The 25,388-nt window shown below is 75.7% G+C and carries 24 protein-coding genes and 1 riboswitch; of the genes, 11 read left to right on the top strand and 13 right to left on the bottom strand.

Annotation, left to right across the window (positions count from 1 at the left end; translation table 11 throughout):
- Positions 1 to 7: 7 nt before the first annotated feature.
- The 6 genes from A8713_RS01500 to A8713_RS01475 all read right to left on the bottom strand — a co-directional run bounded on the left by A8713_RS01500 (position 8) and on the right by A8713_RS01475 (position 5,678).
- Complete coding sequence (locus tag A8713_RS01500; protein WP_064531029.1) at positions 8 to 571, bottom strand: hypothetical protein; 564 nt, start codon at positions 569 to 571, stop codon at positions 8 to 10.
- A 130-nt stretch (positions 572 to 701) separates the two neighbouring features.
- On the bottom strand, positions 702 to 2,102 hold the full coding sequence (locus tag A8713_RS01495) for a purine-cytosine permease family protein (protein WP_064531028.1): 1,401 nt from the start codon (positions 2,100 to 2,102) through the stop codon (positions 702 to 704).
- A riboswitch (TPP riboswitch) is annotated at positions 2,092 to 2,187 on the bottom strand. (Overlaps the previous gene by 11 nt.)
- A 66-nt stretch (positions 2,188 to 2,253) precedes the next feature.
- Positions 2,254 to 3,273, bottom strand: a complete 1,020-nt coding sequence (locus A8713_RS01490; protein WP_064531027.1) for a DUF2891 domain-containing protein — start codon at positions 3,271 to 3,273, stop codon at positions 2,254 to 2,256.
- Entirely contained in the window at positions 3,273 to 3,923 is a 651-nt protein-coding gene (pcp, locus tag A8713_RS01485; RefSeq protein ID WP_064531026.1) for a pyroglutamyl-peptidase I, read from the bottom strand. The genes A8713_RS01490 and pcp overlap by 1 nt, the downstream gene beginning before the upstream one ends.
- 64 nt (positions 3,924 to 3,987) lie before the next feature.
- The gene (locus A8713_RS01480) at positions 3,988 to 4,962 is read right to left on the bottom strand and encodes a DUF979 domain-containing protein (protein WP_037895101.1); all 975 of its coding nucleotides are present in this window, start codon (positions 4,960 to 4,962) and stop codon (positions 3,988 to 3,990) included.
- Positions 4,959 to 5,678, bottom strand: coding sequence for a DUF969 domain-containing protein (locus tag A8713_RS01475; protein WP_018566608.1), 720 nt, complete (start codon positions 5,676 to 5,678; stop codon positions 4,959 to 4,961). The genes A8713_RS01480 and A8713_RS01475 overlap by 4 nt, the downstream gene beginning before the upstream one ends.
- 217 nt (positions 5,679 to 5,895) lie before the next feature.
- On the opposite strand from A8713_RS01475, the gene A8713_RS01470 reads away from it, so the two are divergent.
- From A8713_RS01470 to A8713_RS01435, 8 genes are all read left to right on the top strand, one after another.
- Positions 5,896 to 6,648: a LamB/YcsF family protein gene (locus tag A8713_RS01470; protein WP_064531025.1), complete on the top strand. Its 753-nt coding sequence runs from the start codon at positions 5,896 to 5,898 to the stop codon at positions 6,646 to 6,648.
- Complete coding sequence (locus A8713_RS01465; RefSeq protein ID WP_064531024.1) at positions 6,645 to 7,292, top strand: 5-oxoprolinase subunit B family protein; 648 nt, start codon at positions 6,645 to 6,647, stop codon at positions 7,290 to 7,292. Before A8713_RS01470 ends, A8713_RS01465 begins: the two co-directional genes overlap by 4 nt.
- Positions 7,289 to 8,167 carry a biotin-dependent carboxyltransferase family protein gene (locus A8713_RS01460; protein WP_064531023.1) on the top strand — a complete coding sequence of 293 codons (879 nt, stop codon included), beginning with the start codon at positions 7,289 to 7,291 and terminating at the stop codon, positions 8,165 to 8,167. Before A8713_RS01465 ends, A8713_RS01460 begins: the two co-directional genes overlap by 4 nt.
- A 94-nt stretch (positions 8,168 to 8,261) precedes the next feature.
- Entirely contained in the window at positions 8,262 to 9,854 is a 1,593-nt protein-coding gene (locus A8713_RS01455) for an SDR family oxidoreductase (protein WP_237305281.1), read from the top strand.
- A 44-nt stretch (positions 9,855 to 9,898) separates the two neighbouring features.
- Complete coding sequence (locus A8713_RS01450) at positions 9,899 to 11,275, top strand: cryptochrome/photolyase family protein (protein WP_064531022.1); 1,377 nt, start codon at positions 9,899 to 9,901, stop codon at positions 11,273 to 11,275.
- A 65-nt stretch (positions 11,276 to 11,340) separates the two neighbouring features.
- A complete protein-coding gene (locus tag A8713_RS01445; RefSeq protein ID WP_064531021.1) occupies positions 11,341 to 12,036 on the top strand; it encodes a TetR/AcrR family transcriptional regulator in 696 nt (231 codons plus the stop codon).
- Positions 12,037 to 12,155: 119 nt separating this feature from the next.
- Positions 12,156 to 12,689 carry an SRPBCC family protein gene (locus A8713_RS01440; RefSeq protein WP_064531020.1) on the top strand — a complete coding sequence of 178 codons (534 nt, stop codon included), beginning with the start codon at positions 12,156 to 12,158 and terminating at the stop codon, positions 12,687 to 12,689.
- Between the two features lie 194 nt (positions 12,690 to 12,883).
- On the top strand, positions 12,884 to 14,230 hold the full coding sequence (locus tag A8713_RS01435) for a PP2C family protein-serine/threonine phosphatase (RefSeq protein ID WP_261340616.1): 1,347 nt from the start codon (positions 12,884 to 12,886) through the stop codon (positions 14,228 to 14,230).
- Here the strand turns inward: A8713_RS01435 and A8713_RS01430 are convergent.
- The 5 genes from A8713_RS01430 to A8713_RS01410 all read right to left on the bottom strand — a co-directional run bounded on the left by A8713_RS01430 (position 14,212) and on the right by A8713_RS01410 (position 18,293).
- Positions 14,212 to 15,396, bottom strand: coding sequence for an MFS transporter (locus A8713_RS01430; protein WP_064531018.1), 1,185 nt, complete (start codon positions 15,394 to 15,396; stop codon positions 14,212 to 14,214). The genes A8713_RS01435 and A8713_RS01430 overlap by 19 nt on opposite strands.
- Positions 15,397 to 15,496: 100 nt before the next feature.
- Positions 15,497 to 16,093, bottom strand: a complete 597-nt coding sequence (locus A8713_RS01425) for a TetR/AcrR family transcriptional regulator (RefSeq protein ID WP_064531017.1) — start codon at positions 16,091 to 16,093, stop codon at positions 15,497 to 15,499.
- A gap of 106 nt (positions 16,094 to 16,199) precedes the next feature.
- On the bottom strand, positions 16,200 to 16,601 hold the full coding sequence (locus A8713_RS01420) for a MerR family transcriptional regulator (RefSeq protein ID WP_064531016.1): 402 nt from the start codon (positions 16,599 to 16,601) through the stop codon (positions 16,200 to 16,202).
- 30 nt (positions 16,602 to 16,631) lie between these two features.
- Positions 16,632 to 17,711 (bottom strand): MDR family NADP-dependent oxidoreductase, encoded by a 1,080-nt coding sequence (locus A8713_RS01415; protein WP_064531015.1) that lies wholly within the window; start codon positions 17,709 to 17,711, stop codon positions 16,632 to 16,634.
- A gap of 228 nt (positions 17,712 to 17,939) precedes the next feature.
- Positions 17,940 to 18,293 carry a winged helix-turn-helix transcriptional regulator gene (locus tag A8713_RS01410; protein WP_064531014.1) on the bottom strand — a complete coding sequence of 118 codons (354 nt, stop codon included), beginning with the start codon at positions 18,291 to 18,293 and terminating at the stop codon, positions 17,940 to 17,942.
- A 51-nt stretch (positions 18,294 to 18,344) separates the two neighbouring features.
- On the opposite strand from A8713_RS01410, the gene A8713_RS01405 reads away from it, so the two are divergent.
- The 3 genes from A8713_RS01405 (at position 18,345) to A8713_RS01395 (ending at position 20,737) form a co-directional block, all read left to right on the top strand.
- Positions 18,345 to 19,232 carry an NAD(P)-dependent oxidoreductase gene (locus A8713_RS01405; RefSeq protein WP_064531013.1) on the top strand — a complete coding sequence of 296 codons (888 nt, stop codon included), beginning with the start codon at positions 18,345 to 18,347 and terminating at the stop codon, positions 19,230 to 19,232.
- Positions 19,233 to 19,884: 652 nt separating this feature from the next.
- Positions 19,885 to 20,202 carry a LiaF domain-containing protein gene (locus tag A8713_RS01400; protein ID WP_064531012.1) on the top strand — a complete coding sequence of 106 codons (318 nt, stop codon included), beginning with the start codon at positions 19,885 to 19,887 and terminating at the stop codon, positions 20,200 to 20,202.
- A gap of 88 nt (positions 20,203 to 20,290) precedes the next feature.
- The gene (locus A8713_RS01395) at positions 20,291 to 20,737 is read left to right on the top strand and encodes a TIGR03618 family F420-dependent PPOX class oxidoreductase (protein ID WP_064531011.1); all 447 of its coding nucleotides are present in this window, start codon (positions 20,291 to 20,293) and stop codon (positions 20,735 to 20,737) included.
- Between the two features lie 73 nt (positions 20,738 to 20,810).
- On the opposite strand, the gene A8713_RS01390 is transcribed toward A8713_RS01395, so the two are convergent.
- Both A8713_RS01390 and A8713_RS01385 read right to left on the bottom strand, forming a co-directional pair.
- Positions 20,811 to 22,007 (bottom strand): S8 family serine peptidase, encoded by a 1,197-nt coding sequence (locus A8713_RS01390; RefSeq protein ID WP_064537177.1) that lies wholly within the window; start codon positions 22,005 to 22,007, stop codon positions 20,811 to 20,813.
- Positions 22,008 to 22,090: 83 nt separating this feature from the next.
- Positions 22,091 to 25,372: an AAA family ATPase gene (locus A8713_RS01385; protein ID WP_064531010.1), complete on the bottom strand. Its 3,282-nt coding sequence runs from the start codon at positions 25,370 to 25,372 to the stop codon at positions 22,091 to 22,093.
- Between the last annotated feature and the right edge of the window lie 16 nt (positions 25,373 to 25,388).

The raw sequence follows: 25,388 nt of genomic DNA, 5'->3' as shown, positions 1-25,388 counted from the left end.
CGGGTCGTCAGGTGTGTGCGCCGCCCGCGAGCGCGACCCTGGCGATCTCGACGGCGGTGGCGTCCGCCGCCATGGAGCACAGCACCTGCCCGCCGACATGCTGGAACCGTAGGCGCCGGACGGTCATGCGGTTGCCGCCCTGGCCGACCGTCGTGGTCTCGGCGCGCTCCACCACGCGGATGTCCCGCCAGGGGTGCGCGACGGCGTCGGTCCTGCCGGTGAGGACGAGACCGCCGTCGAAGGCATGCATGCGGGGCAGGCGGCCGTCGCGGTGCCGCTCGTGGCGCAGGGCCGCGAGGGGCAGCGCGACGGCGAGGGCCAGGAAGGCGGCGCCGAGCGCGGTGACCGCCGTGCCGTGGGACCCGGCGGTCAGGCCGATCCCCGGCGCCAGCAGGACGACCGCCGCCCCGAAGCCCGCGCAGCCGGCGTCCCCGCCGCCGAGCGCGCGGGTGGCGCGGTGCGCGCCGAACCCGTGCCGCTCCGCGACCCGGGCCGCCCGGTCGGCCGCGGCGCTCGCCCCGGACCGCCCGGTCGGCGCGCCCGAACCGGCCCCTGCCTTCTTGTGTGCCACCGACCCACCGCCTTCCCCCGGGGCCGTGCCCGGCCCCGCACGCGGGACGCCCCGCTGCTGCGAGCATGCCCAACTACGGGACGGTGCGCACGATGTCGGCGGGATAGGCGCCCCTTCCGGGCCGGTGCCGTCAGCGCCGCCGCAGCACCCGCAGCGGCGCGTAGACGAGCAGCGCGGCCACGAACGCCACCGGGTAGGCGAGGTCGGCGCCGTGCAGCGCCTCGGCGGCCGGGCCCAGGTAGAGGCCGGTGTTCATGAAGGGCACGGCGGCGGCGAAGGCGGCGGCGAACGCCGTCAGCGCGGGCCACCACGGCTGCGGGCGGGCCGTCTCCTCGGCCAGATCGACCGGGCGGCCGCCGCGGGCCCGTGCGCGGGCGGCCCAGTCGACGATGACGACGGCGCAGAACCCGGGGATCCAGTACCCGACGAAGAGCAGGACGTTCTGGAAGCGGGCGGTGGTGTCGGCCGCGTGCATCCAGAGCACCAGCGGGAAGCCGAGGACCGCGGCGAACGCGGCGGCCACCGGGCGCGGCAGGCGCACACCCGTCGTCTGGAGGGCCAGCGACCCGCTGTAGTCGTTCATGGCGTTGCTGCACAGGGCCGCCAGGGCGACCGCGAGCAGCCCGAACGCGCCGAGCGCGCCGCCGCCGAGGACCCGGTCCACGCCCCGGGCGGTCTGGTCGGTGAACTGGGCGGCACCCCACAGGCCGAGCGCCTGCACCGCGACGAACGACAGGCCGACGCCGAGCAGGGTGCACCAGAACATGCGCGGACGGGAGGCGGTCCGGGGCAGATAGCGGCTGAAGTCGCTGGCGTAGGGGGCCCAGGACAGGGCGAGGCTCAGCGCGACGGTGCAGGTCAGGACGAACGCCCCGGCGCGGTCGGCGCCGTGCGCGGTGGCGCTCGCGCCGGTGTGGCCGCCGTCGGCGAGCTTGACGGCCACGACGGTGAAGGCCGCGGCGAGCCCGAACGTCATCACCGTCTGGAGGCGGTGGATCGCCTCGTAGCCGAGCACGCCCAGCGCGCCCTGTCCCGCCATCATCACCAGCACCCCGGCCCAGAACGGCCAGCCGCAGAGCTGGGCCAGCGCGTCCCCGCCGAACAGGCCGATCAGGGCGTCCCAGGCGATGGAGGACAGCCATTGCAGGGCGCCCGGCACCGTGACGGCCCGGCCGAAGGCGAGGCGGGCCAGCGGCAGCTGCGCCGCACCGGTCCGGCTGCCCCAGGTGCCCAGGTAGGCGGTCGGCACCGCGCCCAGCAGGGTGCCGAGGACGACGGCGGCCAGCGCGGTCGGGAAGTCCAGGCCGAGCGTGCTGCCGACGGTGCCGGTGAACACGCCGGTCATGGTCAGATTGGGGGCGAACCAGACGGTGAACAGCCGCGCGGGGCTGCCGTAGCGGGCGTCCTCGGGGACCGGGGCGATGCCCCGCGCCTCCACGCGCAGATCGCCCGGGGCCGTCGGCATCCGCCCGTCGAAGACGTGCCGGGGATCTCCGGGGGCCGCTTCACCGCGGGCATACGGCACTGACATGTGACATCCCTCCGCCAGTCCTAACTGGTTCAGGTTCGACGGGTGTGATCTCAGCCCCCGTGCGGGGGCACCCCGTGTCCAGGTACGCCGGTCAGAATAGCCCCGCCCTCCCCGGCGGCGTCGGGGAGGGCGGGGGAGGGCCGGGAGCGGGTCAGCGGCTCGCGCCGGGCTCCGGGTCCAGGGCGAGGACGGCGAAGGTGGCCAGCCAGTGGTCGGTGGTGAAGTCGCCGCGCTCCACGGCCGGCAGGCCCGCCGCGAGATGGGCGTCGGCGGCCCCGGAGAGGCGGGTGCGGACCGGTCCGTCCGGCAGCGCCGCCGCCAGGGAGCGCAGCGCGGCGGCCCGGCTGAGGGCGAGGCCGAGCAGATGGCCGATCTGCGGATCGGCGTGGTCGGAGACCACGGGCACGTCCAGCGGCGCGCAGGGCGCCCCGGAGCCCAGGGCGGGCAGGAACCGGTCGAGCCAGGACGCGAACCGCTCCGGCTCCAGCACCCGGCGTACGGCGTCGGCCTCGGTCAGGGCGGGGGACAGGAAGTCCTGGCCGGAGGGCTCCCAGTGCGCGGGCGCGTCGTGGTCGTCGGCGAACCAGGCCAGCAGGCGGTCCCGTACGGCACGGTCGGTCGCGGGGGACAGCTCGCCCGAGTCGAGGGCGAGGCCGAGCGCGAAGGCGCTGTTGGGGTGGTTGCCGTGGCGCACGGGATAGGTGGCCTTGGGCAGCCAGTCGGCCAGCAGCCGGTCGACGGCGGCGACGCCCGGTGCCAGCGCCTCGGTCCAGCGGGCGCCCGCCTCGCCACCGTGGGCGCGGCACTCGGCGGCGAGCGCGAGGAGCCAGGCCCAGCCGTAGGGCCGCTCGAAGGAGGGCCGGTCGAGCAGGTAGGCGGCCTCGGCGGTGATGCGCTCGGTGGTGAGGTGCCGGTCGAGCACGGCGGTGAACGGCGCGGTGCCGGGCAGCGCGGGGGTGCCGCCGTGGCGGCGCAGCAGCCGTACCAGCAGCCAGTGCATGTGGACGGCGGAGTGCCAGTCGTAGGCGCCGTAGAAGGCCGGGTGGAGGGTGCTCGGCCGGGTGTCCTCGTCCGGGGAGGCCACCAGGTGGGCGGGGAAGTTGGGGTACTCGCGGGTGATGTTGGCCAGGGCGAGCCGGGCGAAGGGCGCCGCGTGGGAGGCGAGGGGCATCAGTGGGTGGCCCCCTCGGTGACGCGCAGGTCCTGTCCGGCGGGTGTGCTCGCGGCGGCGGCCAGCAGGGCGCGCAGCCCGCGGGCCACGGTGGCGGGCTCCAGGGCGGGCGCGGAGCCGTCGGTGACCTGCTCCGGCGCCCAGGGCACGTGCACGAAGCCGCCGCGCACCCCGGGGAACTCGGTGGCGAGCAGATGGCCGAGGCCGTAGGCGACGTGGTTGCAGACGAAGGTGCCCGCGGTGTTCGAGACGGCGGCCGGGACACCGGCCGCGCGCAGGGCGGCCACGCACGCCTTCACCGGGAGGGTGGAGAAGTAGGCGGCGGGGCCGCCGGGGATCACGGGTTCGTCGACGGGCTGGGCGCCGGCGTTGTCGGGGATGCGGGCGTCGTCGATGTTCACGGCGACGCGTTCGACGGTGACGGCGGGCCGGCCGCCCGCCTGGCCCAGGCACACGACGAGGTCGGGGGCGCTCGCCCGCACGGCGTCCCGCAGCGCGTCGAGGGCCGCGCCGAAGACGCAGGGCAGTTCGGCGGCGGTGACGGTGAGGCCGGCGGGCGGTTCGGCGGCCAGCAGCGAGGCGGCCTGCCAGGACGGGTTCACCTGTTCGCCGCCGAACGGGGCGAAGCCGGTGACGAGCACACGGGTCATGGGGCTTCCTCCAGGAGGTACGAGGGCCAGGGGGCGGGACGGCGGGCGGGGCGGTCCGGCGGGCTCAGAAGGCGAAGACCGCCATGATCACGATGCAGCAGCCCAGCAGCGGGATCGCCGTCGGTATCTGCGCCTTGATCGGCCCGTACTGGTCCTTCAGTTCGAGCAGGGTGGCCGGGACGATGTTGAAGTTGGCGGCCATCGGGGTGCACAGCGTGCCGGCGAAGCCCGCCAGCATGCCGATCGCGAGGACGGCGGCCTCGTTGCCGTGCATCTGCTGGATGAGGACGGGCCAGCCGATCGCCGCGGTCATCACCGGGAAGGCGGCGAACGCGTTGCCCATGATCACCGTGAACAGGAACATGCCCAGGCAGTACGCCAGCACGGCGAGGTACTTCGAGTTGTCCGGCAGCACATCGTCCACGATCTTGCCGACCTGGGTTCCGACCCCGGCCAGCGCGAAGATCGACCCGAGCACGGCGAGCAGCTGCGGCAGCAGCAGCGCGGAGCCCATCGCCTCCAGCATCGAGCGCCCGGAGTGCAGCGGGACGGAGATCTTCCGCTCGCCGGTGACCAGCATGCCGACGACGAGGGCGACCACGCAGCCCACGCCGAGGCCGATCAGGGTGGCCTTGCCCGTCTCGAACAGGCCGGAGTCGTCGAGCACCGAGGCGCAGATGATCGCGACGACCGGGATCGTCAGGGCCGGAACGAAGATCTTGCTGCCCAGCCGGGCGGCCGAGGCCTCGCGCTGCTCGGCGGTGGTGGTGACCGGGACGCCCTTGCCGAGGAAGTTGAATCCGGCGAGCACGATCAGGACGAGGACCGCCACGCCGAGCGGTTCGGCGGGCAGCGTCCAGCCGCCGTTGTGCGCCTCGCCGTTGGCGACACCGGTGCCGTAGGGGAAGGTGAGCCCGAGCAGGCCCCAGAACGCGGCGGAGGTCCACCGCTTCGGGTTGCTGCGGTCGGCCGCCATCTGCACGGCCATCACGACGAAGACGAGCCCCACCAGCCAGTAGAGCCATTCGACCTTGATCACTTGGCGGTTCCCTTCGGGAGCGGCAGCTCGTGCTCGGCGGCGGCCAGCGCCATGTCGCGTTCCAGTTGCCGGTCCAGGAGCAGCAGCCGGGCTCCGTGGATGAGGAAGGCGCACACGGCGAGCGGGATCGCCCACAGGGCCAGCTGGGTCGGTTCCAGTTCCTGGTGGTACGTCGAGTTCACGAATCCGGTGATCAGGAGGATCGAGCCGATCGCGATGAAGCAGTCCTCGCCGAAGAAGACACCCACGGTGTCGGCCGAGGCGGCGTAGGAGCGGACCTTCTCGCGCATCCGCTCGGGCAGCGCCGCGCCCGTGGTGCGCTCGGCCGCGGCCTCGGCCATGGGGGCGACGAGCGGCCGTACGGTCTGCGCGGGGCCGCCGATGCTGTTGAGGCCGAAGGCCGCGGTGACCTGCCGGACCAGCAGGTACACGGTGAGGAACCGGCCGGCGCTGAGGCTGCCGAGGCGGCCGATGAGATTGCGGGCCTGTTCGCGCAGGCCGTAGCGCTCCAGGAGGCCGATTACCGGGAGCACGATGGCGAAGACGGTGACCGAGCGGCTGTCGGCGAAGGACCGGCCGAAGGCCGCGAGGACCTCCTGCGGGTTCATCTTGCCGAGCAGGCCGGTGACGATCCCGGCGACGCCCACGACCAGGACGGGGTTGCGGCGGGTGACGAATCCGAGGATCACCACGACCACACCGAGGAGAACGATCATGCGCGGCCTTCTTCGGGCGTTGGGGACGGGGGCGCCCCGCGGGGGACGCGGATCCGGGACCGGATCCATGGGGAAGATGCACGGACCTTAGGCGATCGTTGAACGATCGAACAAGGGGTGAATTCACACTGCTGCCATCGGGCCGACATGTTCCCCCTTCGCCGGATCGTCCGCCACCCCCTTGTCGGATCGTTCAACAATCGTCTACGTTCAGGGTGTGATCGACCTCAACGCGGACCTCGGTGAAGGCTTCGGCCGCTGGACCCTCACCGACGACGACGCCCTCCTGTCCGTCGTCACCAGCGCCAACGTCGCCTGCGGATTCCACGCCGGCGACCCCGCCGTGATGCGCCGCGTCTGCGACCTCGCCGCCGAGCGCGGCGTACGCATCGGCGCCCAGGTGTCCTACCGCGACCTGGCCGGGTTCGGCCGGCGCGCCATGGACGTGCCCGGCGACGAGCTCACGGCCGAGATCGCCTACCAGATCGGGGCCCTCAGGGTCTTCGCCCAGGCCGCGGGCGCCGAGGTGGCCTACGTCAAACCGCACGGCGCCCTCTACAACCGTACGGTCCACGACGCCGAACAGGCCGCCGCGGTGATCGCCGGAGTGCGCCTGGCCGACGGAGAGCTGCCCGTGCTCGGCCTGCCCGGCTCCCAGCTGCTCGCCGCCGCCGGGCGGGCCGGCCTCACCGCCGTGCCGGAGGCGTTCGCCGACCGCGCCTACACGCCCGAGGGCACCCTCGTGCCGCGCCGCGAGCCGGACTCCGTGGTCACCGACGAGGACACCGTGGTGCGGCGCGCCCTCGCCTTCGCGGTGGACGGCGCGGTCCGCGCGGTGGACGGCAGCACCGTCACGGTCGCCGCCCGCTCGCTGTGCGTGCACGGCGACACGCCCGGCGCCGCCCGGATCGCGGCCCGGGTCCGTACGGCCCTGGAGACCGCCGGCGTCCCGGTCGGTGCCTTCGCATGAGCCCGGACCGGTCCCCGACCCCGCGCCCGGCGGGCCGGCACGCCCTGCTCGTCGACCTGCCCGACGCCGAGCGGACCGCCGCCTTCCACGCCGAACTGCTGCGGCGGCGCGCGGCCGGCACCCTGCCGCCCGTCGAGGAGATCGTGCCCGGCGAGCGGACCGTGCTGCTGGACGGCGTACCGGACCCGGACGCCCTCGCCCGCGCCCTCACCGGCTGGGACGTGCCCGACCGGGCCGCCGACACCGGCGACGTGGTCGAGATCCCGGTGCGCTACGACGGCCCCGACCTCGCCGACGTGGCCGCCCTGTGGGGGATCGGCGCCCACGAGGTCGCCGCCCGGCACTCCTCGTACACCTACCGCGTAGCCTTCTGCGGCTTCGCGCCCGGATTCGGCTACCTCACCGGGCTGCCCGAGCCCCTGCACGTACCGCGCCGCGCCACCCCGCGCACCCGGGTCCCGGCCGGTGCGCTGGGCCTCGCCGGCCCCTACAGCGCCGTGTACCCGCGCGCCACCCCCGGCGGCTGGCAGCTCATCGGCACCATGCCGGACCCCGCCGCGCTCTGGGACCTGACCCGGGAGCGGCCCGCGCTCCTCACCCCCGGCACCCGGGTGCGGTTCGTCACCGAGGACACCGCCGCATGAGCACCACCACCGTCACCGTCGTCCGCCCCGGCGCCCTCACCACCGTGCAGGACACCGGCAGGCGCGGCCACGCGCACCTGGGCGTACCGCGCTCCGGCGCCCTGGACGCCCCCGCGGCCCGGCTCGCCAACCGGCTGCTGGGCAACGACCCCGGCGCCGCCGTCCTGGAGACCACCGTCACCGGCTGCGCCCTGCGCCCCGACCGCCCCGTCACCGCGGTCGTCGGCGGCGCGCCCTGCCCGGTGACCGTCGACGGCCGGCCCGCCGCCTGGGGCGCCCCGGTGCACGTGCCCGCGGGCGCGGTCCTCGACGCGGGTCCCGTCGCCGCGGGCGTGCGCGCCTACGTCGCCCTCGCCGGGGGCATCGCCGTCGAACCCGTCCTCGGCAGCCGCTCCACCGACCTCCTCTCCGGCCTCGGCCCGGCCCCGCTGCGCGCGGGCGACGTCCTCCCGCTGGGCGACGTCCTCCCGCCGGGCACGGCCGCCCGCCCCGCCGCGCTGCCCGGCGCCGCCCCCTGGCCCGCGCCGCCCGCCGAACTGGTCCTGCCGCTGCGGCTCGGCCCCCGCGCCGACTGGTTCACCCCCGCGGCGCTGCGCACCCTCTTCTCGGCGGCCTACCGCGTCTCCCCGCACAGCAACCGCGTCGGCCTGCGCACCGAGGGCCCGCCGCTGGAGAGGGCCGTGCCCGGCGAACTGCCCAGCGAGGGCATGGTCCTCGGCGCGCTCCAGGTCCCGCCGGACGGACGCCCCGTGGTGTTCCTGCACGACCACCCCACCACCGGCGGCTACCCGGTGATCGGCGTCGTCGCCGCGCCCGGCCTGGCCGCCGCCGCCCAGGCGGCGGTCGGCACACCGGTCCGCTTCACGCCCGGCTGAGCCACCCGCCGCCCGGCCGGCCCGGTTGGACCGCCCGCGCGGTGGAACCCGTACTCCCGACCACGACACCCCGGCAGGCGGCGGAGGCGGGACCATGCGCGAGGAGCGGACCACCGGGGAGACCGGCGACGAGCGGCCCGGCGGCCAGGGCACAGGGGCGGCGGGCCGCGCCCCGCTGTGCCTGGTGACCGGCGCCACCGGCTACATCGGCGGCCGCCTGGTCCCCGAACTGCTGGACGCCGGGTACCGGGTGCGCTGCCTGGCCCGCACCCCGGCCAAACTGCGCGACCACACCTGGGCGGACCGGGTGGAGACCGTCCGCGGCGACGTCACCGACGCGGACTCGGTGGCCCGCGCCATGGCCGGAGCGGACGTCGCCTACTACCTCGTGCACGCCCTCGGCACCGGCCGCGACTTCGAACGCACCGACCGCGAGGCCGCCCGCGTCTTCGGCGAGCAGGCCCGCAGGAGCGGCCTGCGCCGCATCGTCTACCTCGGCGGACTCACCCCCGCGGGCGTCCCCGAGGACCGGCTCTCCCCGCACCTGCGCTCCCGCGCCGAGGTCGGCCGCATCCTGCTCGACTCGGGCGTGCCCACCGCGGTGCTGCGCGCCGCCGTCATCATCGGATCCGGCTCCGCCAGCTTCGAGATGCTGCGCTACCTCACCGAACGCCTCCCGGTGATGGTCACCCCGCGCTGGGTGCACACCCGCATCCAGCCCATCGCCGTACGCGACGTGCTGCGCACCCTCGTCGGCTGCGCCGCCCTGCCCGGCGACGTCAGCCGCGCCTTCGACATCGGCGGCCCGGAGATCCTCACCTATCTGGACATGATGCGCCGCTACGCCGCCGTCGCCCGGCTGCCCCGGCGCCTCATCGTGCCCGTGCCCGTGCTCACCCCCGGCCTGTCCAGCCACTGGGTCGGCCTGGTGACCCCGGTGCCGGCCTCGATCGCCCGCCCGCTCACGGAGTCCCTGCGCCACGAGGTGGTCTGCCGGGACCACGACATCGAACGGTACGTGCCCAGCCCGCCCGGCCACCCCTTCGGTGTCGACCGGGCCCTCTCCCTGGCCCTGCGACGCATCCGGGACGCCCAGGTGAGCACCCGCTGGTCCTCCGCCTCCGTGCCGGGCGCGCCCAGCGACCCGCTGCCCACCGACCCCGACTGGTCCGGCGGCAGCCTCTACACCGACGAACGCGAACGCGAGGCCGACGTGTCGCCCGCCGCGCTGTGGGACGTCGTCGAGGGCATCGGCGGCGAGCACGGCTGGTACTCCTTCCCGCTGGCCTGGGCGGTGCGCGGCTGGCTGGACCGGCTCGTCGGCGGGGTGGGCCTGCGCCGGGGCCGCAGGGACGCCCGGCGGCTGCGCGTCGGAGACTCGCTGGACTTCTGGCGGGTGGAGGAGATCGAACGCGGACGGCTGCTGCGGCTGCGCGCCGAGATGCGGCTGCCGGGCCTGGCCTGGCTGGAGATGCGCGTGGACGGCGACGGCGCCGGACCCGTCCGCTACCGGCAGCGGGCCCTGTTCCACCCCCGCGGACTCCTCGGCCACCTGTACTGGTGGAGCGTCTCGCCCTTCCACGCCGTCGTCTTCGGGGGCATGGCCCGCAACATCGTCCGCGCCGCCTCCCGCGTCCGGGAGGACCGCCCCGCGCCGGTGCCGCACACGGCGGCCGCGAGCCGGTAGCGTCGCCCCGGGCCGCGCCCGGCCACGGAGGAGGAACTGAGCCCATGCGTGTTTCGGTCGTCCTGTTCACCTCCGACCTGCGGGTGCACGACCATCCGCCGCTGCGCGCCGCCCTGGCGGGCGCCGACGCCGTCGTCCCGCTCTTCGTGCGCGACCGGGCCGTGACGGCCGCCGGGTTCGACCCGCCCAACCGCGCCGCCTTCCTCGCCGACTGCCTGGCCGACCTGGACGCCGCGCTGCGCGAGCGCGGCGGACGGCTCGTGGTGCGCGGCGGCGACCTGGTGGAGGAGGTGTGCCGGGCGGCGGCCGAGGCGGACGCCGCCGAGGTCCATCTGTCGGCCGCGCACAGCCGGTTCGCGGTCCGCCGCGAGGAGCGGCTGCGCACCGCGCTGGAGGCCGACGGGCGCCGCCTGACCGTGCACGACGCGGTCACCGTGGCCGTACCGCCCGGCGAGGTGACCCCCGCCTCCTCCGACCACTTCGCCGTCTTCACGCCGTACCACCGGCGCTGGGCGAAGGCCCCGCTCCGCGCGGCCGCGGACGCCCCGCGCCGCGTCCCGGTCCCGGACCACGTGCGCGGCGAACGGCCGCCGCGGCGCGCCGACATCGGCGGCCTCTCGCCCGCCCTGCCGCCCGGCGGCGAGCGCGAGGCCCGCCGCCGCGTCACCGCGTACTGGCGCAGCGGCCTGGACGACTACGAGCGCACCCACGACGACCTCGCGGGCGACGCCACCTCCCGGCTCTCCGCCCATCTGCACTTCGGCACCCTCTCCCCGGTGGAACTGGTGCACCGGGCCCGCCGCCGCGGCGGAGCGGGAGCCGACGCCTTCGTACGGCAGCTCGCCTGGCGCGACTTCCACCGCCAGGTCCTCGCCGCCCGCCCCGCCGCGGCCCACGCCGACTACCGCACCCGGCACGACCACTGGCGCCCGGAACGCGTCGCGCGGGCCGACATCGAGGCGTGGCGCGAGGGCCGCACCGGCTACCCGGTCGTCGACGCGGCGATGCGCCAACTGCGCCACGAGGGCTGGATGCACAACCGCGCCCGCCTGCTCACCGCGAGCTTCCTCACCAAGACCCTCTACGTCGACTGGCGCGTCGGCGCCGCCCACTTCCTGCACTGGCTGGTCGACGGCGACATCTCCAACAACCAGCTCAACTGGCAGTGGACGGCCGGCACGGGCACCGACAGCCGCCCCAACCGGGTCCTCAACCCGGTCACCCAGGGCAGGCGGTACGACCCTGACGGCGCCTACGTCCGCCGCTGGGTGCCCGAACTGGCGGACGTCGACGGCCGCCGCGTGCACGAGCCGTGGAAGCTGCCGGGACCCGAGCGCGCCGCGCTCGACTACCCCGATCCGGTGGTCGAGCTGGCCGAGGGCCTGGAGCGCTTCCGCCGGGCCCGCGGCCGCCCGCGCTGAACCGCCGCCGCCCGCGCGGGCCCCTTGTGGTGCACACCGGCCGGGACAGGGGAGGATGAGCGGTCATGAGCAAGACACCCACGCGGATCCGGCTGGCGGACGCCGCCTTCGCGCTCTTCGACGAACGCGGGTACGAGCAGACGACCGTGGACGACATCGCGGAACGGGCCGGAGTGGGACGCACGACGTTCTTCCGGAACTACCGGTCCAAGGAAGCCGTCGTCTTCCCCGACCACGACCGGCTGCTGGAGCTGATCCGGGACCGGCTGGCCACCTCCAGCCACCGCACCGCCCTGGCCGCCGTCTCGGACGCGGTGCGCCTGGTCCTGCTGCACTACGTCGAGGAGGGCGGCCTCGCCCGCCGCCGCTACGCGCTGACCAGCAGGGTGGCCGTCCTGCGCGACCGGGAGATCGCGAGCGTGGCGCGCTACCAGCGGCTGTTCCGCGAGTTCATCGCCGAGTGGATGGGCGCCCCCACGGCGTCGGCGTCGCTGCGCGCCGAGCTGATGGCGGCCTCGGTCGTCGCCGCCCACAACCATGTGCTGCGGCGGTGGCTGCGCGGCGAGTCGGCGGACCCGGTGGCGGAGATCGACGAGGCGATGCGCGAGGTGCTGGACCTGTTCCCGGCACCGGACACCCGCCCGCACACCGCGGAGGGCGGCGAGGGCGGCACCACCGTCGTCGCCTTCCGGACCGGGCAGGACCTCGACGCGCTGCTGCCCTCGCTGCGCCGCCTGGTCGAAGGGACCGGAGGAGATTGAAAAGGGAGAGGGAACACACCCGCGCGGGCGGCGCGTTGGACTAGCCTGCGCATGATCGGCCTGCCCGCGGACGCGGGACCCGGTGGCCGGTCGGCGACGGTTCTCACCTGGGGGAAGAGATGCACGACGGCGAAGGTCTGCACGTCCGCTGCGAGGTCCGCGTCCGGGCGGATCCCGCCCGGGTGTGGCAGCTGGTGACCGACATCCACCTGCCCGCCCGGCTCAGCCCGGAACTGCAACGGGTCGAGTGGCTCGACGGCGCCGACCGGCCCGCCCTCGGAGCACGCTTCGAGGGCCACAACAGCAACCCCCTGGCCGGTGACTGGCGCACCGTCTCCCACGTCGTCGAACTGGACGAACGGCGCGTCTTCGCCTGGGCCGTCACCGACCCGGACGGCCGCTACGGCGCACCGGCCCCGGACCTCGCCCAGGCCCTCGCCTTCTGGCGCTACGAGCTGGAGGCGGACGACGGCGGCACCCTGCTGCGCCAGTCGATGCGCGGCGGACCCGGCCGCAGCGGGGTCACCGTGGCCATCGAGCAGCGACCCGACCGGAAGGAGGCCATCCTCGCCTACCGCCGGGACGAACTGCGCCGCGGCATGGAGGCCACCCTCCAGGGCATCAAGAAGCTCGCCGAGGAGACCGGCGGCTGACACACCCGGTCGACGCGCCGGTACCGCTCCTCGCGCCCGCCTAGCGCACGGCGCTCCGCCGACGACCTCCCGGACGCCCGGCGCGCCCGGATGTCCTCGGCCCGCCGGAGCCGCAGACTGGAGGCGATCCGCCGGTCCCGCCGCCGTCCCGCACGGCGGCGGCACCGGCGGCGGCGCCGTCAGGAGGGAGCGTGATGAAGCGGGAGCCCGCACCGCCGGGAGGACCGTCCGGCGAGCCGGTACCGGAGCCCGCCGCGGCCCGGCTGCGGCTGCTGGCCGAGGCGAGCCGGGCGCTGGCCTCGGGTCTGGACGCGGAGGAGGCGCTGCGCCGCCTGGCCCGGGTGGTGGTGCCCAACCTGGCCGACGCCTGTGTGGTCGACGTCGTCGACGGCGAGGGACTGCGCCGTCTCACGGTCACCGACCGGGACCCGGAGCGGGCGCTGCGGGTGCTGCCGGGAGGATTCCTGCCCGGCCCGGACGACTCGGGCGCCGCCGTCGCGAAGGTGCTGCGCGGAGCGGGCCCGCTGGAGATCACCGACTTCGGCGAACCCGACCCGCAGGACCCCCTCAAGGCCGCCCAGCGGGCGCTGTACCGCATGCTCGGTGCCGGGACCGCGCTGATCGTGCCCATGCGCGTACGACGGCAGACACTGGGCGCGCTGACGTTCGTGCGGCGTGCGCCGGGTGCCGTGTTCGACGAGCAGGAGCAGGCGCTGGCGGCGGATCTGGGGCACCGGGCGGGGCTGGCGCTGGACAACGCCCGGCTGTACGCGCTCCAGCAGTACACCGCCGAGCAGCTCCAGCTCTCCCTGCTGCCCGACCTGACCGGTCTGGCCCACCTCCAGCTCGCCGCCCGCTACGTGGCCGCCCGCGAGCGCGCCGAGGTGGGTGGCGACTGGTACGACGCCTTCCCGCTCCCCGACGGCTCGGCGGTGCTCGCCATCGGTGACGTCGTCGGCCACGACCTGGCCGCCGCCGTCCGCATGGGCCAGCTGCGCAACATGCTGCGCGCCCTCGCCTACGACAGCGGCGACGACCCGGCCGGGGTGATGAGCCGCCTGGACCGCGTCATGCAGGGCCTGACCGGCATCGAACTCGTCACCGCCGTCATCGCCCGCCTCGAAACACCCACCACCGACGCCACCGCGCCGTGGCGACTCCACTGGACCAACGCGGGCCACCTTCCGCCGCTGCTGGCCCGGCCCGACGGCCGCACCCTGCTGCTGGAGGCGGGCCACGCCCCCGTCCTGGGGGTCGACCCGACCCTCGTCCGCCAGACCGCCACGACCGTCCTGGACCCCGGTTCGACCCTGCTCTTCTACACGGACGGTCTCGTGGAACGCCCCGGCGAGGACATCGGACGAGGGCTGACCCGGCTGCGCCAGCACGCCACCGCACTGGCCCGCGAGCCCCTGCCGGTCTTCCTCGACGAACTGCTCGACCGGCTCAACGACGACCAGCACGACGACATCGCCGTCCTCGCCCTGCGGATCCCCGAGACCCGCGCCGTGCCCGGGACCGGTCAGCCGGCCGACCGCTGAAGCGGCGGCCGGGCGGGCCACTCCTCGGACGCGCGGCGGCGGGTGAGTTCGGGCAGGAGTGTGGCCAGACCCGCCACGGCCATGACCGCGCCGAGCCAGAGCGGCGCGCGCAGCCCCCGGGCTTCGATCGCCACGGCGCCCAGGGAGGAGCCGAGGATCACGCCGAGGGTGATGAAGGAGGAGTGGACGGTGTTGACCAGCGGGCCCGCGTTCCCGGCGCGCTGGACCCGGGTGACCATGGCCGGATTCATGGTGACGCCGACCAGTCCGACGCCCAGCATGCAGGCGACGGCGGGCACGGGGAGCCCGGCGAGGAGGGCGAAGCCGCTCAGGAAGACCGTGTTGAGCAGCAGACCGAGGGCGAGCACCGGCACGGCGTGGCGGTCGGCGAGGCGTCCGACCACATGGTTCCCGGCGACGGTGGCGGCGCCGTACGCGATCAGCAGGACGGGCACGGCACCGGGGGAGAAGCCGGTGACCTCGGTGAGGATGGGGTTGAGGTAGCTGAACGCGGAGAAGGTGGCGCCGATGACGAGCGTGCTGGTGGAGAACACCAGCCACAGCCGGCGCCGCCTGAAGACGCCCAGTTCGGCGCGCAGGCCGCCCGAGTCCTCGGCGCGCCCGAGGCGGGGCACCCCGGCGAGGGTGGCCGCGGCGGCGGCGACGGTGATCAGGGTGACGGCCCAGAACGCCGCGCGCCAGCCGAACCGCTCGCCGACCAGGGTCGACAGGGGCAGCCCGAGCAGGGTGCCGAGCATGAGGCCGTTCATGGCGACGGCGATGGCGCGTCCCCGGACCTCGGGCCGGGTGAGCCGGGCGCACAGCGATATGCCGAGGCCGAAGAACGCCTGTGAGGCGACGCCGGTCACGATCCGGGCGGCCAGCATCATGGCGTAGTCCCGCGCGGTCGCGGCCAGGACGTTGCCCGCCAGGAAGACGGCGAAGAGCGTCATCAGCGCCGTGCGCGGCGGGACCCGCATCAGGGCCACCGTCAGGAAGGGCCCGCCGGCGGCCATGGCCACCGCGAACGCCGTGATGAGGTAGCCGATCTGCGGGACGGTCACGTCCAGTCCCTCGGCCATCTGCGGCATCAGCCCGGCGACCACGAACTCACTGGTCACCATGGCGAAGATGCCGAGCGCCAGGACGTATACGGCACTAGGCACGGTACGTTCTCCTCTTGGTTATGAAACGTTCAGTTCAAAACGTGGGCAGGGGAAGGCGAGGGCCCGCGAGGGGGGGGTGGTGGGTGAGTGAGTCGGCGGGTCAGCGGGTCAGTGCGTCCATGGTGACCTCGGCGATCGCCTCCAGGGCGGTCCGGTCGGCGCCGCCCTGGCCGGAGACGCGCATGCCGCCGATCGCGGCGTTCACGAAGCGGGCCAGCGCGTCGGCGTCCCGTACGGAGGTGATGCTGCCGTCCCGCCGGCCCTCCTCGACCGTCGCGCGCAGCGCGGCCAGGCGGCGGGCCGTGTCGCGCTCCAGCATCCGTGCCGCGCGGACGTCCCGGGCGGCCAGTTCGACCGTGGTGTTCACGGTCAGGCAGCCGAGGCTGCGACCGCCGAGCCGGTGTTCCGTCTCGCTCTCCACGATCACGGCCAGCAGGGCGCGGAGACGGTCGGCCGCGGTGTGCCGCCGGTCCTCCAGGACGGCCAGCTGGGTGGCCGTCGTGGAGTCGATGTAGCGGGCCAGGGCCCGCTCGAAGAGGTCGTGCTTGCTCTTGAAGGTGTTGTAGATGCTGCTGCGCCCCAGACCCGTGGCGTCGCACAGGTCCTGGGTGGAGGTGGCTTCGTAGCCCTTCTCCCAGAACATGCGCATCGCCGATTCCAGGGCCCTTTCCTCGTCGAACGTCCTCGGTCGGGCCATGGTGGGAGCGTAGTGTTTTGAATCGTGCGTTTCAATACGGGGGTGTACTGCGGCCGTCGGCTGAGGGCTGAGGGCCGGTGGTAGGCGGCCGGGGCGGCTCGGGCCGCTATCGGTCGCCGCCGGGCTCCCCGCGCCCGGCCAGGCCCGCCTTCAGTGCGTCCCGCAGCCGGGTGAGCCGTTCGATGTCCGCGTCCAGCGCGGCGATCCGCCGCTCCACGACCGTCGCGCCGACGACCCCGGGCCCCCGAGCGCCGGGCGCCGCCGGGGCGCAGCCCGGCGGGCGCCCGGTGAGGAGCGGCAGCCGGTCGGCGATGCCGCGCAGATCCTCGACGGTGAGCCCCAGGGCGAGCAGGTCCCGCACGGTGCGCAGGACGGCGAGGTCGTCGGGCCCGTAGTCCCGCTGGCCCGCCGCGGTGCGCCGCGGTGGCGGCAGCAGCCCGCGCTGCTCGTAGAAGCGCAGTGCCCTGGGCGTCGCGCCCACGGCGGCCGCCGCGTCCCCGATCCGCATACGTGCCCCTCCCGCTCCGCGCGGCGGCCGTCAGCCGTGGTGCGGCAACTCGACGACGACCGTGCCGAACCGCTCTCCCGCGATCAGTTCCTGCAACGCCAGCGGGGCGCGATCGATGCCCGGGACGCGGGTGAGCGGGAAACGGATCAGACCGGAGCGCAGCCAGTGTGCGAACCGCCCGGTCCACTCCCGCTCCACGTCGGGATGGTCGACACCGGTGTACCCCTTCAGCGTCATCCCCTTGACGATGAGCCGGAAGGCGTCGACCTCGACCGGGGCCCTGCCGCCGCCGCCCGCCGCCGCGAACTGCCCGGACAGCGCCCCCACCAGGGCGAAGCGGGCACCCTGGCGGGCGGCGTCCACCGCCGCGGTGAGCTGGGGGCCGCCCGTCGTGTCGAGCAGGACGTCGATGCCGTCCGGCGCGGCGGCGGCGAGCTGCCCGGCGAACGCCTGCCGCGCCTCCCGGCGCTCCGCCCCGCTCCCGTCCGCCGCCCGGAAACCGGTGGTCAGGGCCGCGTCGTAGCCGAGTTCGGAGACGAGACGTCCTGCCTTGTCCGGTGAGCCGGTGGTGCCGATGACCCGGGCGGCCCCCAGCAGCCGGGCGATCTGCCCCGCGAGGGACCCCACGCCGCCCGCCGCGCCGGTGACCAGGACGACATCGCCCTCGCGCACCCCGGTGAGCCTGGTCAGCGCCCCGTAGGCGGCGGATCCGGAGGAGAGGTGGGCGACCGGGTCGGGCAGCGCCGGATCGACGGCGGTGCACCGCGCCACCGGGACCAGGGCGTACTCGCGCCAGCCCAGCAGATGCGTGACCAGGTCGCCGGGCCGCAGCGCGCCGCCCTCCGGCGCGGCGACCACTTCGCCGACCGCCGGCCCGAACAGCGCCTCCCCCGGGCGTATTCCCGGCACCGGAGTGTCCCGGGCGGCGCCGCCGACGAGCGTGCGCAGCCCGCCGAAGACCAGGAACTGCCGGTTGCGGACGAGGACCCGGCCCGGTCCCGGGGCGGGCAGCGGGACCTCGGTGACGGTGAAGTCGGCCGGGGTGGGCAGCCCTTCGGGCACGGCGGCGAGCCGGACCTCGCGGCCGGTGCGGGGCAGCGCTGCGGACATGGGTGGCCTCCTGAGGGCGGGGCGGGTAAGTGTGCACGTCCGGCGTCCGCGGACGGCGCCGCCGGGCCGGCCGACGCTAAACCCTGACCCGCGCGTCAGGGGCAACCCCGCCTCGCCGGTACCCACCTTTTTGTGGGTACTTGTGGGCGGTCCCGGGCGCGGCGACCCTGGTGGAGGGCGCACGGAGAACAGCGGACGCCGGTCTCGGGGAAAGGAGTTGATGTACCGTCAGGACGCCGGCTGATCCGCACCGGTGAGCCTCGCCAGGCGGCGGTGGCCCCAGTCGGACAGTGGTGCCAGCGCCTCGGAGAGGTCCCGGCCGAACGCGGTCAGGGAGTACACCGTCTTCAGCGGCAGCACGTCGTGCACCTCCCGGTGCACGAGCCCGTCGCCCTCCATCTCGCGCAGTGCCTGGGTGAGCACCTTCTCGCTGAGGCCCGGCAGTCGCCGGCGCAGCTCACCGGGGCGGCACGGACCGGACTCCAGCAGCCACAGCAGGGCCGTCTTCCACTTGCCGTCGATCACGGCGATGGCCGCGGTCACCCCGCAGACATCCGGATCCTGGGCACGACCGCGTGTCATCCCCGCCCCCCGTTTCCTCGCAAAGCCCTTTGTCACCCATGGAGTCGCATCATGTCATCGCACACCGGACAGCCCGCCGTCACCGTCCTCGGCCTCGGACCGATGGGCCGGTCCCTGGCGGGTGCCTTCCTCGACGCGGGAGTGCGCACCACGGTCTGGAACCGCACGCCCGGCCGTGACCGCGAGCTGGTCGCCCGCGGCGCGTCCGGCGCCCGCACCACCCGGGAGGCGGTCGCCGCGAGCCCGCTGACGGTGGTCTGCGTGGTGAATTACGACGCCGTGGACGCCGTCCTACGCGACCCGGAGGTCACCGACGCCCTCAAGGGCCGCACCGTGGCCAATCTGTCCGCCGACACCCCGGACCGCGCCCGCGCCACCGCCGGCTGGGCGGCCGGGCACGGTGTCCGCTACCTCGACGGCGCGATCATGACGCCGACGCCCACCATCGGCACCCCGGCGGCGGTGTTCCTGCACAGCGGCCCCGAGGAGCTGTACCGCGCGCACCGGCCCGTGCTGGCCGCGCTGGGCGGCACCCACACCCACCTCGGAGAGGAGATCGGCCGGGCGGCCGCGTACGACATCGCGCTGCTCGACCTCTTCTGGACGGCCGTCGCGGGCTACACCCACGCGCTGGCGCTGGCCCGCGCCGAGGGAGTGGGCGCGCGCGAACTCGCCCCGTTCGCCGCGGGGATCAGCGCCATCCTCCCGCCGATCTTCGAGCAGGCCGCGCAGGAGGTGGACAGCGGGCACTTCTCCGAGCTGGGCAACCCGCTCACCTCCGCGGCGTCCTCGATGGCCCACATCGTGCACACCTCCGAGGGCCACGGCATCGACGCGGGGGTGATGCGCGCCGCCGAGGGCTGGGCCCGCCGCGCCATCGGCCAGGGGCACGGCGGCGACGGCCTCGCCCGGATCGCCGAACTGCTGAGCCGCGGGTGAGCCGCGCCTGAACCGCCCCGGCCGTCGCCGCCCGCGCCGCTCCCGGCGCGGGCGGGAGCCTTGTTGGCACGGAGAGGTGCCCGGTATCGTCCACCGTGCCGACAGGGGGGTCATGACCGTACGACGCAGGCGCGCGCCCGAACAGACACCGGGGAAGCTCTTCTCCGCGCACCGCGACCGGGTGGCGCCATGACGACGGACCCGGCACGCACCGGGTCCGAGGGGCGGTCCGTCGCCGCCGAACAGGCGGTCCTCGCCTCGGACGACGACCGCGAGCAGGCGGCCCGGCGGCTGCGGACGGCCGTGGAGGGCGGGCGGCTGCCCCTAGGGCCTCTCGTTCGGATCGTGCCGGGCTCGCGTGCCCTGGCACCGCACCTCGCGGCGTTGTCGTCGGTTGCCATGGCTCCGCCATGCCGCCCTCCTCCGCCTTGCGAGGCACGGCACCAGACCCCGCTCCCTCATCCGGCCTGATCCAAACGAAAGACCCTAGAGCTGCTGGCGTCCCGCCTCGACGAGGTGTACGGGGCACGCACCCGCGGCGAGCTGGTGGAGGCGTGCCGCGGCCTGCCCGCACCGGGCCCCAGGGACGACCTGGTGGTGAACCGGCCGCCGACCTCCGGGCGGGTTCGTCGCGGGCGTCTTCGGCGGGTTCGTGCGCAAGGGCCAGTGGGTCGTGCCGCCCCGGCTGACCCTCTGGTCGATGTGGGGCGGTGGACGGGTGGATCTGTCGCAGGCCCGCTTCAGCAGCCAGGACACCGAGATCCGGGCCGTGGCCCTGTGGGGCGGCACCAGGATCACGGTGCCCGACGACATCGACGTCGAGGTCAAGGGGTTCGGCCTGTTCGGTGTGCTCGGGAAGGGCGCCGCCCGGAGGACCGGACGGCCCGGCGCGCCCCGCGTGGTGATCAAGGGGCTCGCCCTGTTCGGCGCCGTCGTGACCAGGACGAGCACGACCGGCACCGAGCGCTGACGCGACCCCTCGCGCGGCCGTCGCGTCACCGGCCGCCGCGTCGTCGGCCGCCCGGTGTCCGGCGGGCCGCCGTGGGTAGGCACCCGAGATGGACGTGATCTTCGACGAAACCGTACGCGCCCGGCTGCGCGCCCCTCTCATCTGGTACGTCGGCACCGTGTTCGCCGACGGAGCACCGCAGGTCAGTCCGATGTGGGTGGATCTGGAAGGCGACGACGCGCTGTCGTTCAACACCTCGGTGGGCCGGGTCAAGGAGGAGAACCTGCGCCGCGATCCCCGCGTCTACCTCTCCCACGCGGACGCCGCCGACCCCTTCGACCGGGTGCAGATCAGCGGGGTGGTGGACCGCTTCATCGAGGGCGAGGAGGCGCACGAGCGGATGGACCGGCTGGCCCGCAAGTACCTCGGCGCCGAACGCTTCGAGTGGCTGATGCCGGGGGAGCGGCGGGTCGCGGTGGTCGTACGCCCCGTCAAGGTGCGGCACATCGTCGGCGTGGAGCGGTTCCGGCCCGGCGGCCCCGTCCCCGCGCCCTGACCGGCACCGTCGCGCCCCTGCCGGGCCCCGGTGCGCCCTGACGGCGAAGCCGTCGGCCCGGCCCGGAGCGCCGTCAGATGCCCGGCCGCCAGCCCCTGCGCCGCGCCCGCGCCACCGTGAACGCCGCGAACCCGGTCAGCAGCGCCGCCCCCAGCGCGCCTCCCGCCACGGCCACGGCGGTGCCGCGGCCCCGGTGGGAGGCGCGGGCGGCCAGGGCGACGGGCGCGGGCGGGGCGGCGGCCTCGGGCGTGGCGCCCGCGGGCATCGGGGTGCTGACGGCCGCCGACGGGTCGACGGTGCCCGCGCCCACCAGCGGTCGGCCCGCCGTCACCATCGGGTAGGCCGTCGCCAGCAGCCGCGCCCGCACCTGCGCGGGCGTCGACTCCGGGTGCGCCGCGCCGACCAGGGCCGCGGCGCCCGCCACGAACCCGGTCGCCAGGTCCGCTCCGCTGCCCGTGAAGTGGCCGGGACCGCCCGGTCCCACGCTCATCACCGCCGTGCCGGGCGCGGCGATGTCCGGTGCCGTGCGGGGCGCGGCCTGCTGGTCCGGGGCGCCGCCGGGCCCCAGCGACGCCACCGCCAGGACCCCGTCGAGCGCGGCCGGATAGGCGGCGGGGGCCGGGGCGTCGGGATCGCCTGACGCGGACGGGTCCGCTTCCCCGTAGGCGGGGGCCACGACGAGCGCGCCGTGCCGTTGCGCGTCCCGCACGGCGGCCGTGAGCGCCGCGCTGCCCCGGGGCAGCGCCAGCGGTACGTCGACGATCCTTGCGCCGCCCGCCACGGCCGCGCCGATCCCGGCGGCCACGTGATCGGCGCTCGCCGCGCCGTCGCGGTCCGTGACGCGCACCGCCAGCACCCGCGCCCGCGGCGCGACCCCGGCGAAGCCCTGGCCCGGCAGCTCGGCCGCCGCGATCAGCCCGGCGACGAAGGTGCCGTGGCCGACGCAGTCCGTGCCCGCCGCGTGCGCGGCGCCCGTGGTGACGTCCGGCCCCGCCACGGCCCGGCCCGCCAGCGCGGGGCTGTGCCCCGCGTCCACGCCGGTGTCCACCACGGCCACGGTCACACCCTCGCCACGGGTGGTGTCCCAGGCGCGTGACGGCGCGATGTACCGCTGCGGCCACGGCACTTGGGTCATCTTCCGGGGCGAGGGCCGCACGCAGCCGCCGCCCTGCGGCGGCACCGCGCTCACGGCGGGCAGGGCGCCGTCCCCGTCCGCCGCCGCGGCGGGCCCCGGCGACAGCGCGAACAGCGCGCACACGGCGGCCGGCACGAGGAGCGCCGGGCGGCCCCGCCGGACGTACGGCCGTCCGCGCCGCCCCGGCACGCCCCCCGCTGCGCCCTCCCGCGGCCCCCTCACGCCTCCACGTCCTCGGGCAGCAGCAGGCGCAGATCGTCGAGCGACGCCTCGGGCCGGACACTGAGGCGGCCCGCCTGACGGGTCATCATGCGCTCCAGCACCGTACGGGCGTAGCGGGCGTTGCCGAACGCGGGACCCCGTTCGACCGTGTCGAAGTGGCGGCGCAGCGCGTCCAGGGTGTCCGGGGCGCACTCGTAGCCGTCCCGTGCGCACTGGGCGCGGACGATCGCGACGAGTTGCTCGGTGTCGTAGGAGGCGAAGTCGACGACGCGGCCGAAGCGGGAGGCCAGACCGGGGTTGGAGGCCAGGAAGCGCGCCATCTCGGGCCCGTACCCGGCCACCACCACGGCGGTGTCGTCACGGTGGTCCTCCATCAGCTTGAGCAGGGTGTCCACGGCCTCGCGGCCGAAGTCGCCGCCGGCGGCGCCCTCGGGCGTGAGGGCGTACGCCTCGTCGATGAAGAGCACCCCGCCCCGGGCGCGGGCGAACACCTCGGCGGTGAGCTGCGCGGTGTGGCCGATGTAGCGGCCCACCAGGTCGGCGCGGGCCACCTCCACCAACTGGCCCCGGGGCAGCACGCCCAGGGCGCCCAGCAGATCGCCGTAGAGGCGGGCCACCGACGTCTTGCCCGTGCCGGGCGGTCCGGCGAAGACGAGGTGGTGGCCGATGGCGGGCGCGGGCAGGCCGCCGGCCCGGCGGCGGCGGGCGGTGGACAGCAGGTTCACCAGGTCGCGGACCTGGCTCTTGGCGCCCTCCAGGCCCACCAGCGCGTCCAGTTCGGCGAGGAGTTCACCGACCCGGCTCGGCCCCGTGCCGTCGGCGCCGGGTGCCGCGACCGCGGCGGCGGCCTCCTCGCCGACGTCCTCGGGCAGCAGCAGGGTCAGCTGCTCCTCGGTGACGTCCGCGGAACCGGCCAGCCGGAACGCCTGCCGGTCCACCATCTCCTCGAACACCTTGCGCGCCTCCCGGGCGTTGCCGAACGACTCGTCGCGCGGCATCCGTTCGAAGTGCACGGCGAGCGCCCGCCCGGTCGCCCCGGCCAGCGTGAAGCGGTTGCGCTCGCAGTGGGTGCGGACGATGGTGACCAGTTCCTCGGGGGTGTAGTTCTCGAACTCCACGGTGCGGCTGAACCGGGAGGCGAGCCCCGGGTTGGAGTCCAGGAAGCCGCGCATGCGCCCGGAGTAGCCCGCCGCGATGACGACCACGTCGTCACGGTGGTCCTCCATCAGCTTGACGAGGGTGTCGACGGCCTCGCGCCCGAAGTCGGCGCCGCCCGAGCCCGGTTCGGCCGCCAGCGTGTACGCCTCGTCGACGAACAGCACCCCGCCCAGGGCCTGTTCGAAGACCTCGGTGGTCTTGATGGCGGTCGCCCCCACGTACTCGCCGACCAGGTCGGCCCGCGCCACCTCCACCAGGTGGCCCGAGCGCAGCTCGCCCAGTGAGGCGAGCACCGCGCCGTAGAGCCGGGCCACGGTGGTCTTGCCGGTGCCGGGCGGTCCGGCGAACACCAGGTGGCGGGCGGTCGCCGGGACCGGCAGGCCCATCTCGCGGCGGCGCCGGGCCAGCCGGTTGAGGTTGACGAGCGTGCTCACCTGCTCCTTGACGGCGCGCAGTCCCACGAGTCCGTCCAGCGCGGCCAGCGGACCGGCCCCCGGGCCGGGCGACTCGGCGGCGGCCTCGGGCGCGCCGTCGCCGCGCGCGCCGAGCACATCGGGTTCGCCGTTGTCCCGGCTGTCGAGGCCGTCGGCGGCGAGCCGGCCGCCGGCCGCCGTCTGGCGGACGCCCGCGCCCCGGTTGCCGGTGACGGCGCAGCGCGCGGCGCGCACCGGCCGCTCGCTCGCGATCCGCAGCCCGTCGGCCGCGCCCCCGGTGATCTCGCAGTCGGTCAACTGGGCTCCGGCGCCGGGCCCGACGAGGACCCCGTGGCCCCGGCTGCCCGTGATCCGGCCGCGCACCGCGGTGAACTCGGCGCCCTCCAGCACGCCCACCCCGTCGGCGCCCGCGTCCGCCACGGTCACGTCGACCGCGGTGAGCGCGCTCTCGCCCCGTACGGCGAGCCCGGTGGACCGGCTGCCGCGCACCACCGTGCCCTGGAGCGCGGGCCGCGCGTCCTCGACCTGGACACCGCACCGCCCGGCGTCCGTCACCGAGCCGTCCTCGACCCGGCCGCGCGCGCCCTCGCGGAAGACGAGGCCGTGCCCGCCGCAGCCGCTCACGTCCACCGCGCGCAGCGTGGGCTCGCCCTCGCCCGCCACGACCACGCCGTGCCCGGCCGGGCCGTCGACCGTGAGCCGGTCCAGGCGCGGCGCGGCGGCGTCCGAGAGGACCACGCCCTCCGCGCGGCCCCCGGAGATCCGGCAGCCCAGCACGGCGGGTGCCGCGTGGTCGCGGACCAGGAGGGCGGCGGCCGTGGAGTCCTCGATCCGGCAGTCGGTGAAGGTGCCGCGGGAGCGTTCGACGGCGGCGATCCCGTGGCCGCCCGCGCCGGTCACGCGCAGCCGCAGCACCTCCGGGTCGGCGGTGCCGGACAGCAGGACGCCGTGCGTGGCCGGGGCGTCGGCGGCGCAGTCGGCGAGGACCGGGCGTCCGGTGGAGGACAGGTGGTAGCCGATCACGCACTCCTCGGTCCGGGCCTCCACCACCCGGGTCGTGGCCTGTTCCTCCAGGGCGACGCCCGGCTTGACGGAGCGCCGCACGACCAGGCCGGTGACGGTGCCGGCGGCCCGGCCGCCGGCGAGCAGACCGTTGCCGCGCGCCTCCCGCACGGTGCAGGAGCGCACCGTCGTCGCGGCGTCCTCGCCGAGGACGAGACCGGAGCTGCCGAGGTCCTGGAAGAGGCAGTCGACGACCACGCTGGGCTCGGGGGAGAGGTCGACGAGTCCGGCGCCCGCCGCGTTGGAGACCCGGCACTCGCGCATGGCCAGCGAGCCGCGCTCGCGCGAGAGCAGCGCGGTCCAGCCGTTGCCGTGCACGGTGCAGCCCTCCAGCTCGGCCTGGCCGCGCGGCACGTCCACCACGGGCGCCTCGGCGTCGGCGCCGCGCAGCACCAGCCCGGACAGCTTGACCGCCTCGGCGAGGACCCGCACGGCCGAGCCGTCGCGCGGGGCGATCTCGGGCGGGTCGTCCGGGTCGTCGGCGACCAGCGTCACCATCTTGGTGATCGTGAGGTTCTCGTCGTAGCGCCCGGGGCGGATCCGTACGACGCTCCCCGGGCGGGCGGCGTCCAGCGCGGCGGAGACGGTCGTCCCCGGGGTGGCGAGGACGGTCTGGCGGGCCATGGTGTTCCTTTCGCGT

The organism is Streptomyces sp. SAT1 (assembly GCF_001654495.1).
In the GTDB taxonomy this organism is placed as follows: domain Bacteria; phylum Actinomycetota; class Actinomycetes; order Streptomycetales; family Streptomycetaceae; genus Streptomyces; species Streptomyces andamanensis.
Note: the sequence above shows the minus strand (reverse complement) of the source record. Positions and strands in the feature narration are given on the sequence as shown.

What these genes read in the sequence shown, in the direction of transcription:
- A8713_RS01410 (WP_064531014.1), bottom strand. Translation starts at nt 18,293, where the DNA reads ATGACACGCGGTCGTGCCCAGGATCCGGATGTCTGCGGGGTGACCGCG.
- A8713_RS01420 (WP_064531016.1), bottom strand. Translation starts at nt 16,601, where the DNA reads ATGCGGATCGGGGACGCGGCGGCCGCCGTGGGCGCGACGCCCAGGGCA.
- A8713_RS01405 (WP_064531013.1), top strand. Translation starts at nt 18,345, where the DNA reads ATGTCATCGCACACCGGACAGCCCGCCGTCACCGTCCTCGGCCTCGGA.
- A8713_RS01445 (WP_064531021.1), top strand. Translation starts at nt 11,341, where the DNA reads ATGAGCAAGACACCCACGCGGATCCGGCTGGCGGACGCCGCCTTCGCG.
- A8713_RS01490 (WP_064531027.1), bottom strand. Translation starts at nt 3,273, where the DNA reads ATGCCCCTCGCCTCCCACGCGGCGCCCTTCGCCCGGCTCGCCCTGGCC.
- A8713_RS01425 (WP_064531017.1), bottom strand. Translation starts at nt 16,093, where the DNA reads ATGGCCCGACCGAGGACGTTCGACGAGGAAAGGGCCCTGGAATCGGCG.
- A8713_RS01385 (WP_064531010.1), bottom strand. Translation starts at nt 25,372, where the DNA reads ATGGCCCGCCAGACCGTCCTCGCCACCCCGGGGACGACCGTCTCCGCC.
- A8713_RS01395 (WP_064531011.1), top strand. Translation starts at nt 20,291, where the DNA reads ATGGACGTGATCTTCGACGAAACCGTACGCGCCCGGCTGCGCGCCCCT.
- A8713_RS01460 (WP_064531023.1), top strand. Translation starts at nt 7,289, where the DNA reads ATGAGCACCACCACCGTCACCGTCGTCCGCCCCGGCGCCCTCACCACC.
- A8713_RS01495 (WP_064531028.1), bottom strand. Translation starts at nt 2,102, where the DNA reads ATGTCAGTGCCGTATGCCCGCGGTGAAGCGGCCCCCGGAGATCCCCGG.
- A8713_RS01450 (WP_064531022.1), top strand. Translation starts at nt 9,899, where the DNA reads ATGCGTGTTTCGGTCGTCCTGTTCACCTCCGACCTGCGGGTGCACGAC.
- A8713_RS01440 (WP_064531020.1), top strand. Translation starts at nt 12,156, where the DNA reads ATGCACGACGGCGAAGGTCTGCACGTCCGCTGCGAGGTCCGCGTCCGG.
- A8713_RS01465 (WP_064531024.1), top strand. Translation starts at nt 6,645, where the DNA reads ATGAGCCCGGACCGGTCCCCGACCCCGCGCCCGGCGGGCCGGCACGCC.
- A8713_RS01455 (WP_237305281.1), top strand. Translation starts at nt 8,262, where the DNA reads ATGCGCGAGGAGCGGACCACCGGGGAGACCGGCGACGAGCGGCCCGGC.
- A8713_RS01415 (WP_064531015.1), bottom strand. Translation starts at nt 17,711, where the DNA reads ATGTCCGCAGCGCTGCCCCGCACCGGCCGCGAGGTCCGGCTCGCCGCC.
- pcp (WP_064531026.1), bottom strand. Translation starts at nt 3,923, where the DNA reads ATGACCCGTGTGCTCGTCACCGGCTTCGCCCCGTTCGGCGGCGAACAG.
- A8713_RS01475 (WP_018566608.1), bottom strand. Translation starts at nt 5,678, where the DNA reads ATGATCGTTCTCCTCGGTGTGGTCGTGGTGATCCTCGGATTCGTCACC.
- A8713_RS01435 (WP_261340616.1), top strand. Translation starts at nt 12,884, where the DNA reads ATGAAGCGGGAGCCCGCACCGCCGGGAGGACCGTCCGGCGAGCCGGTA.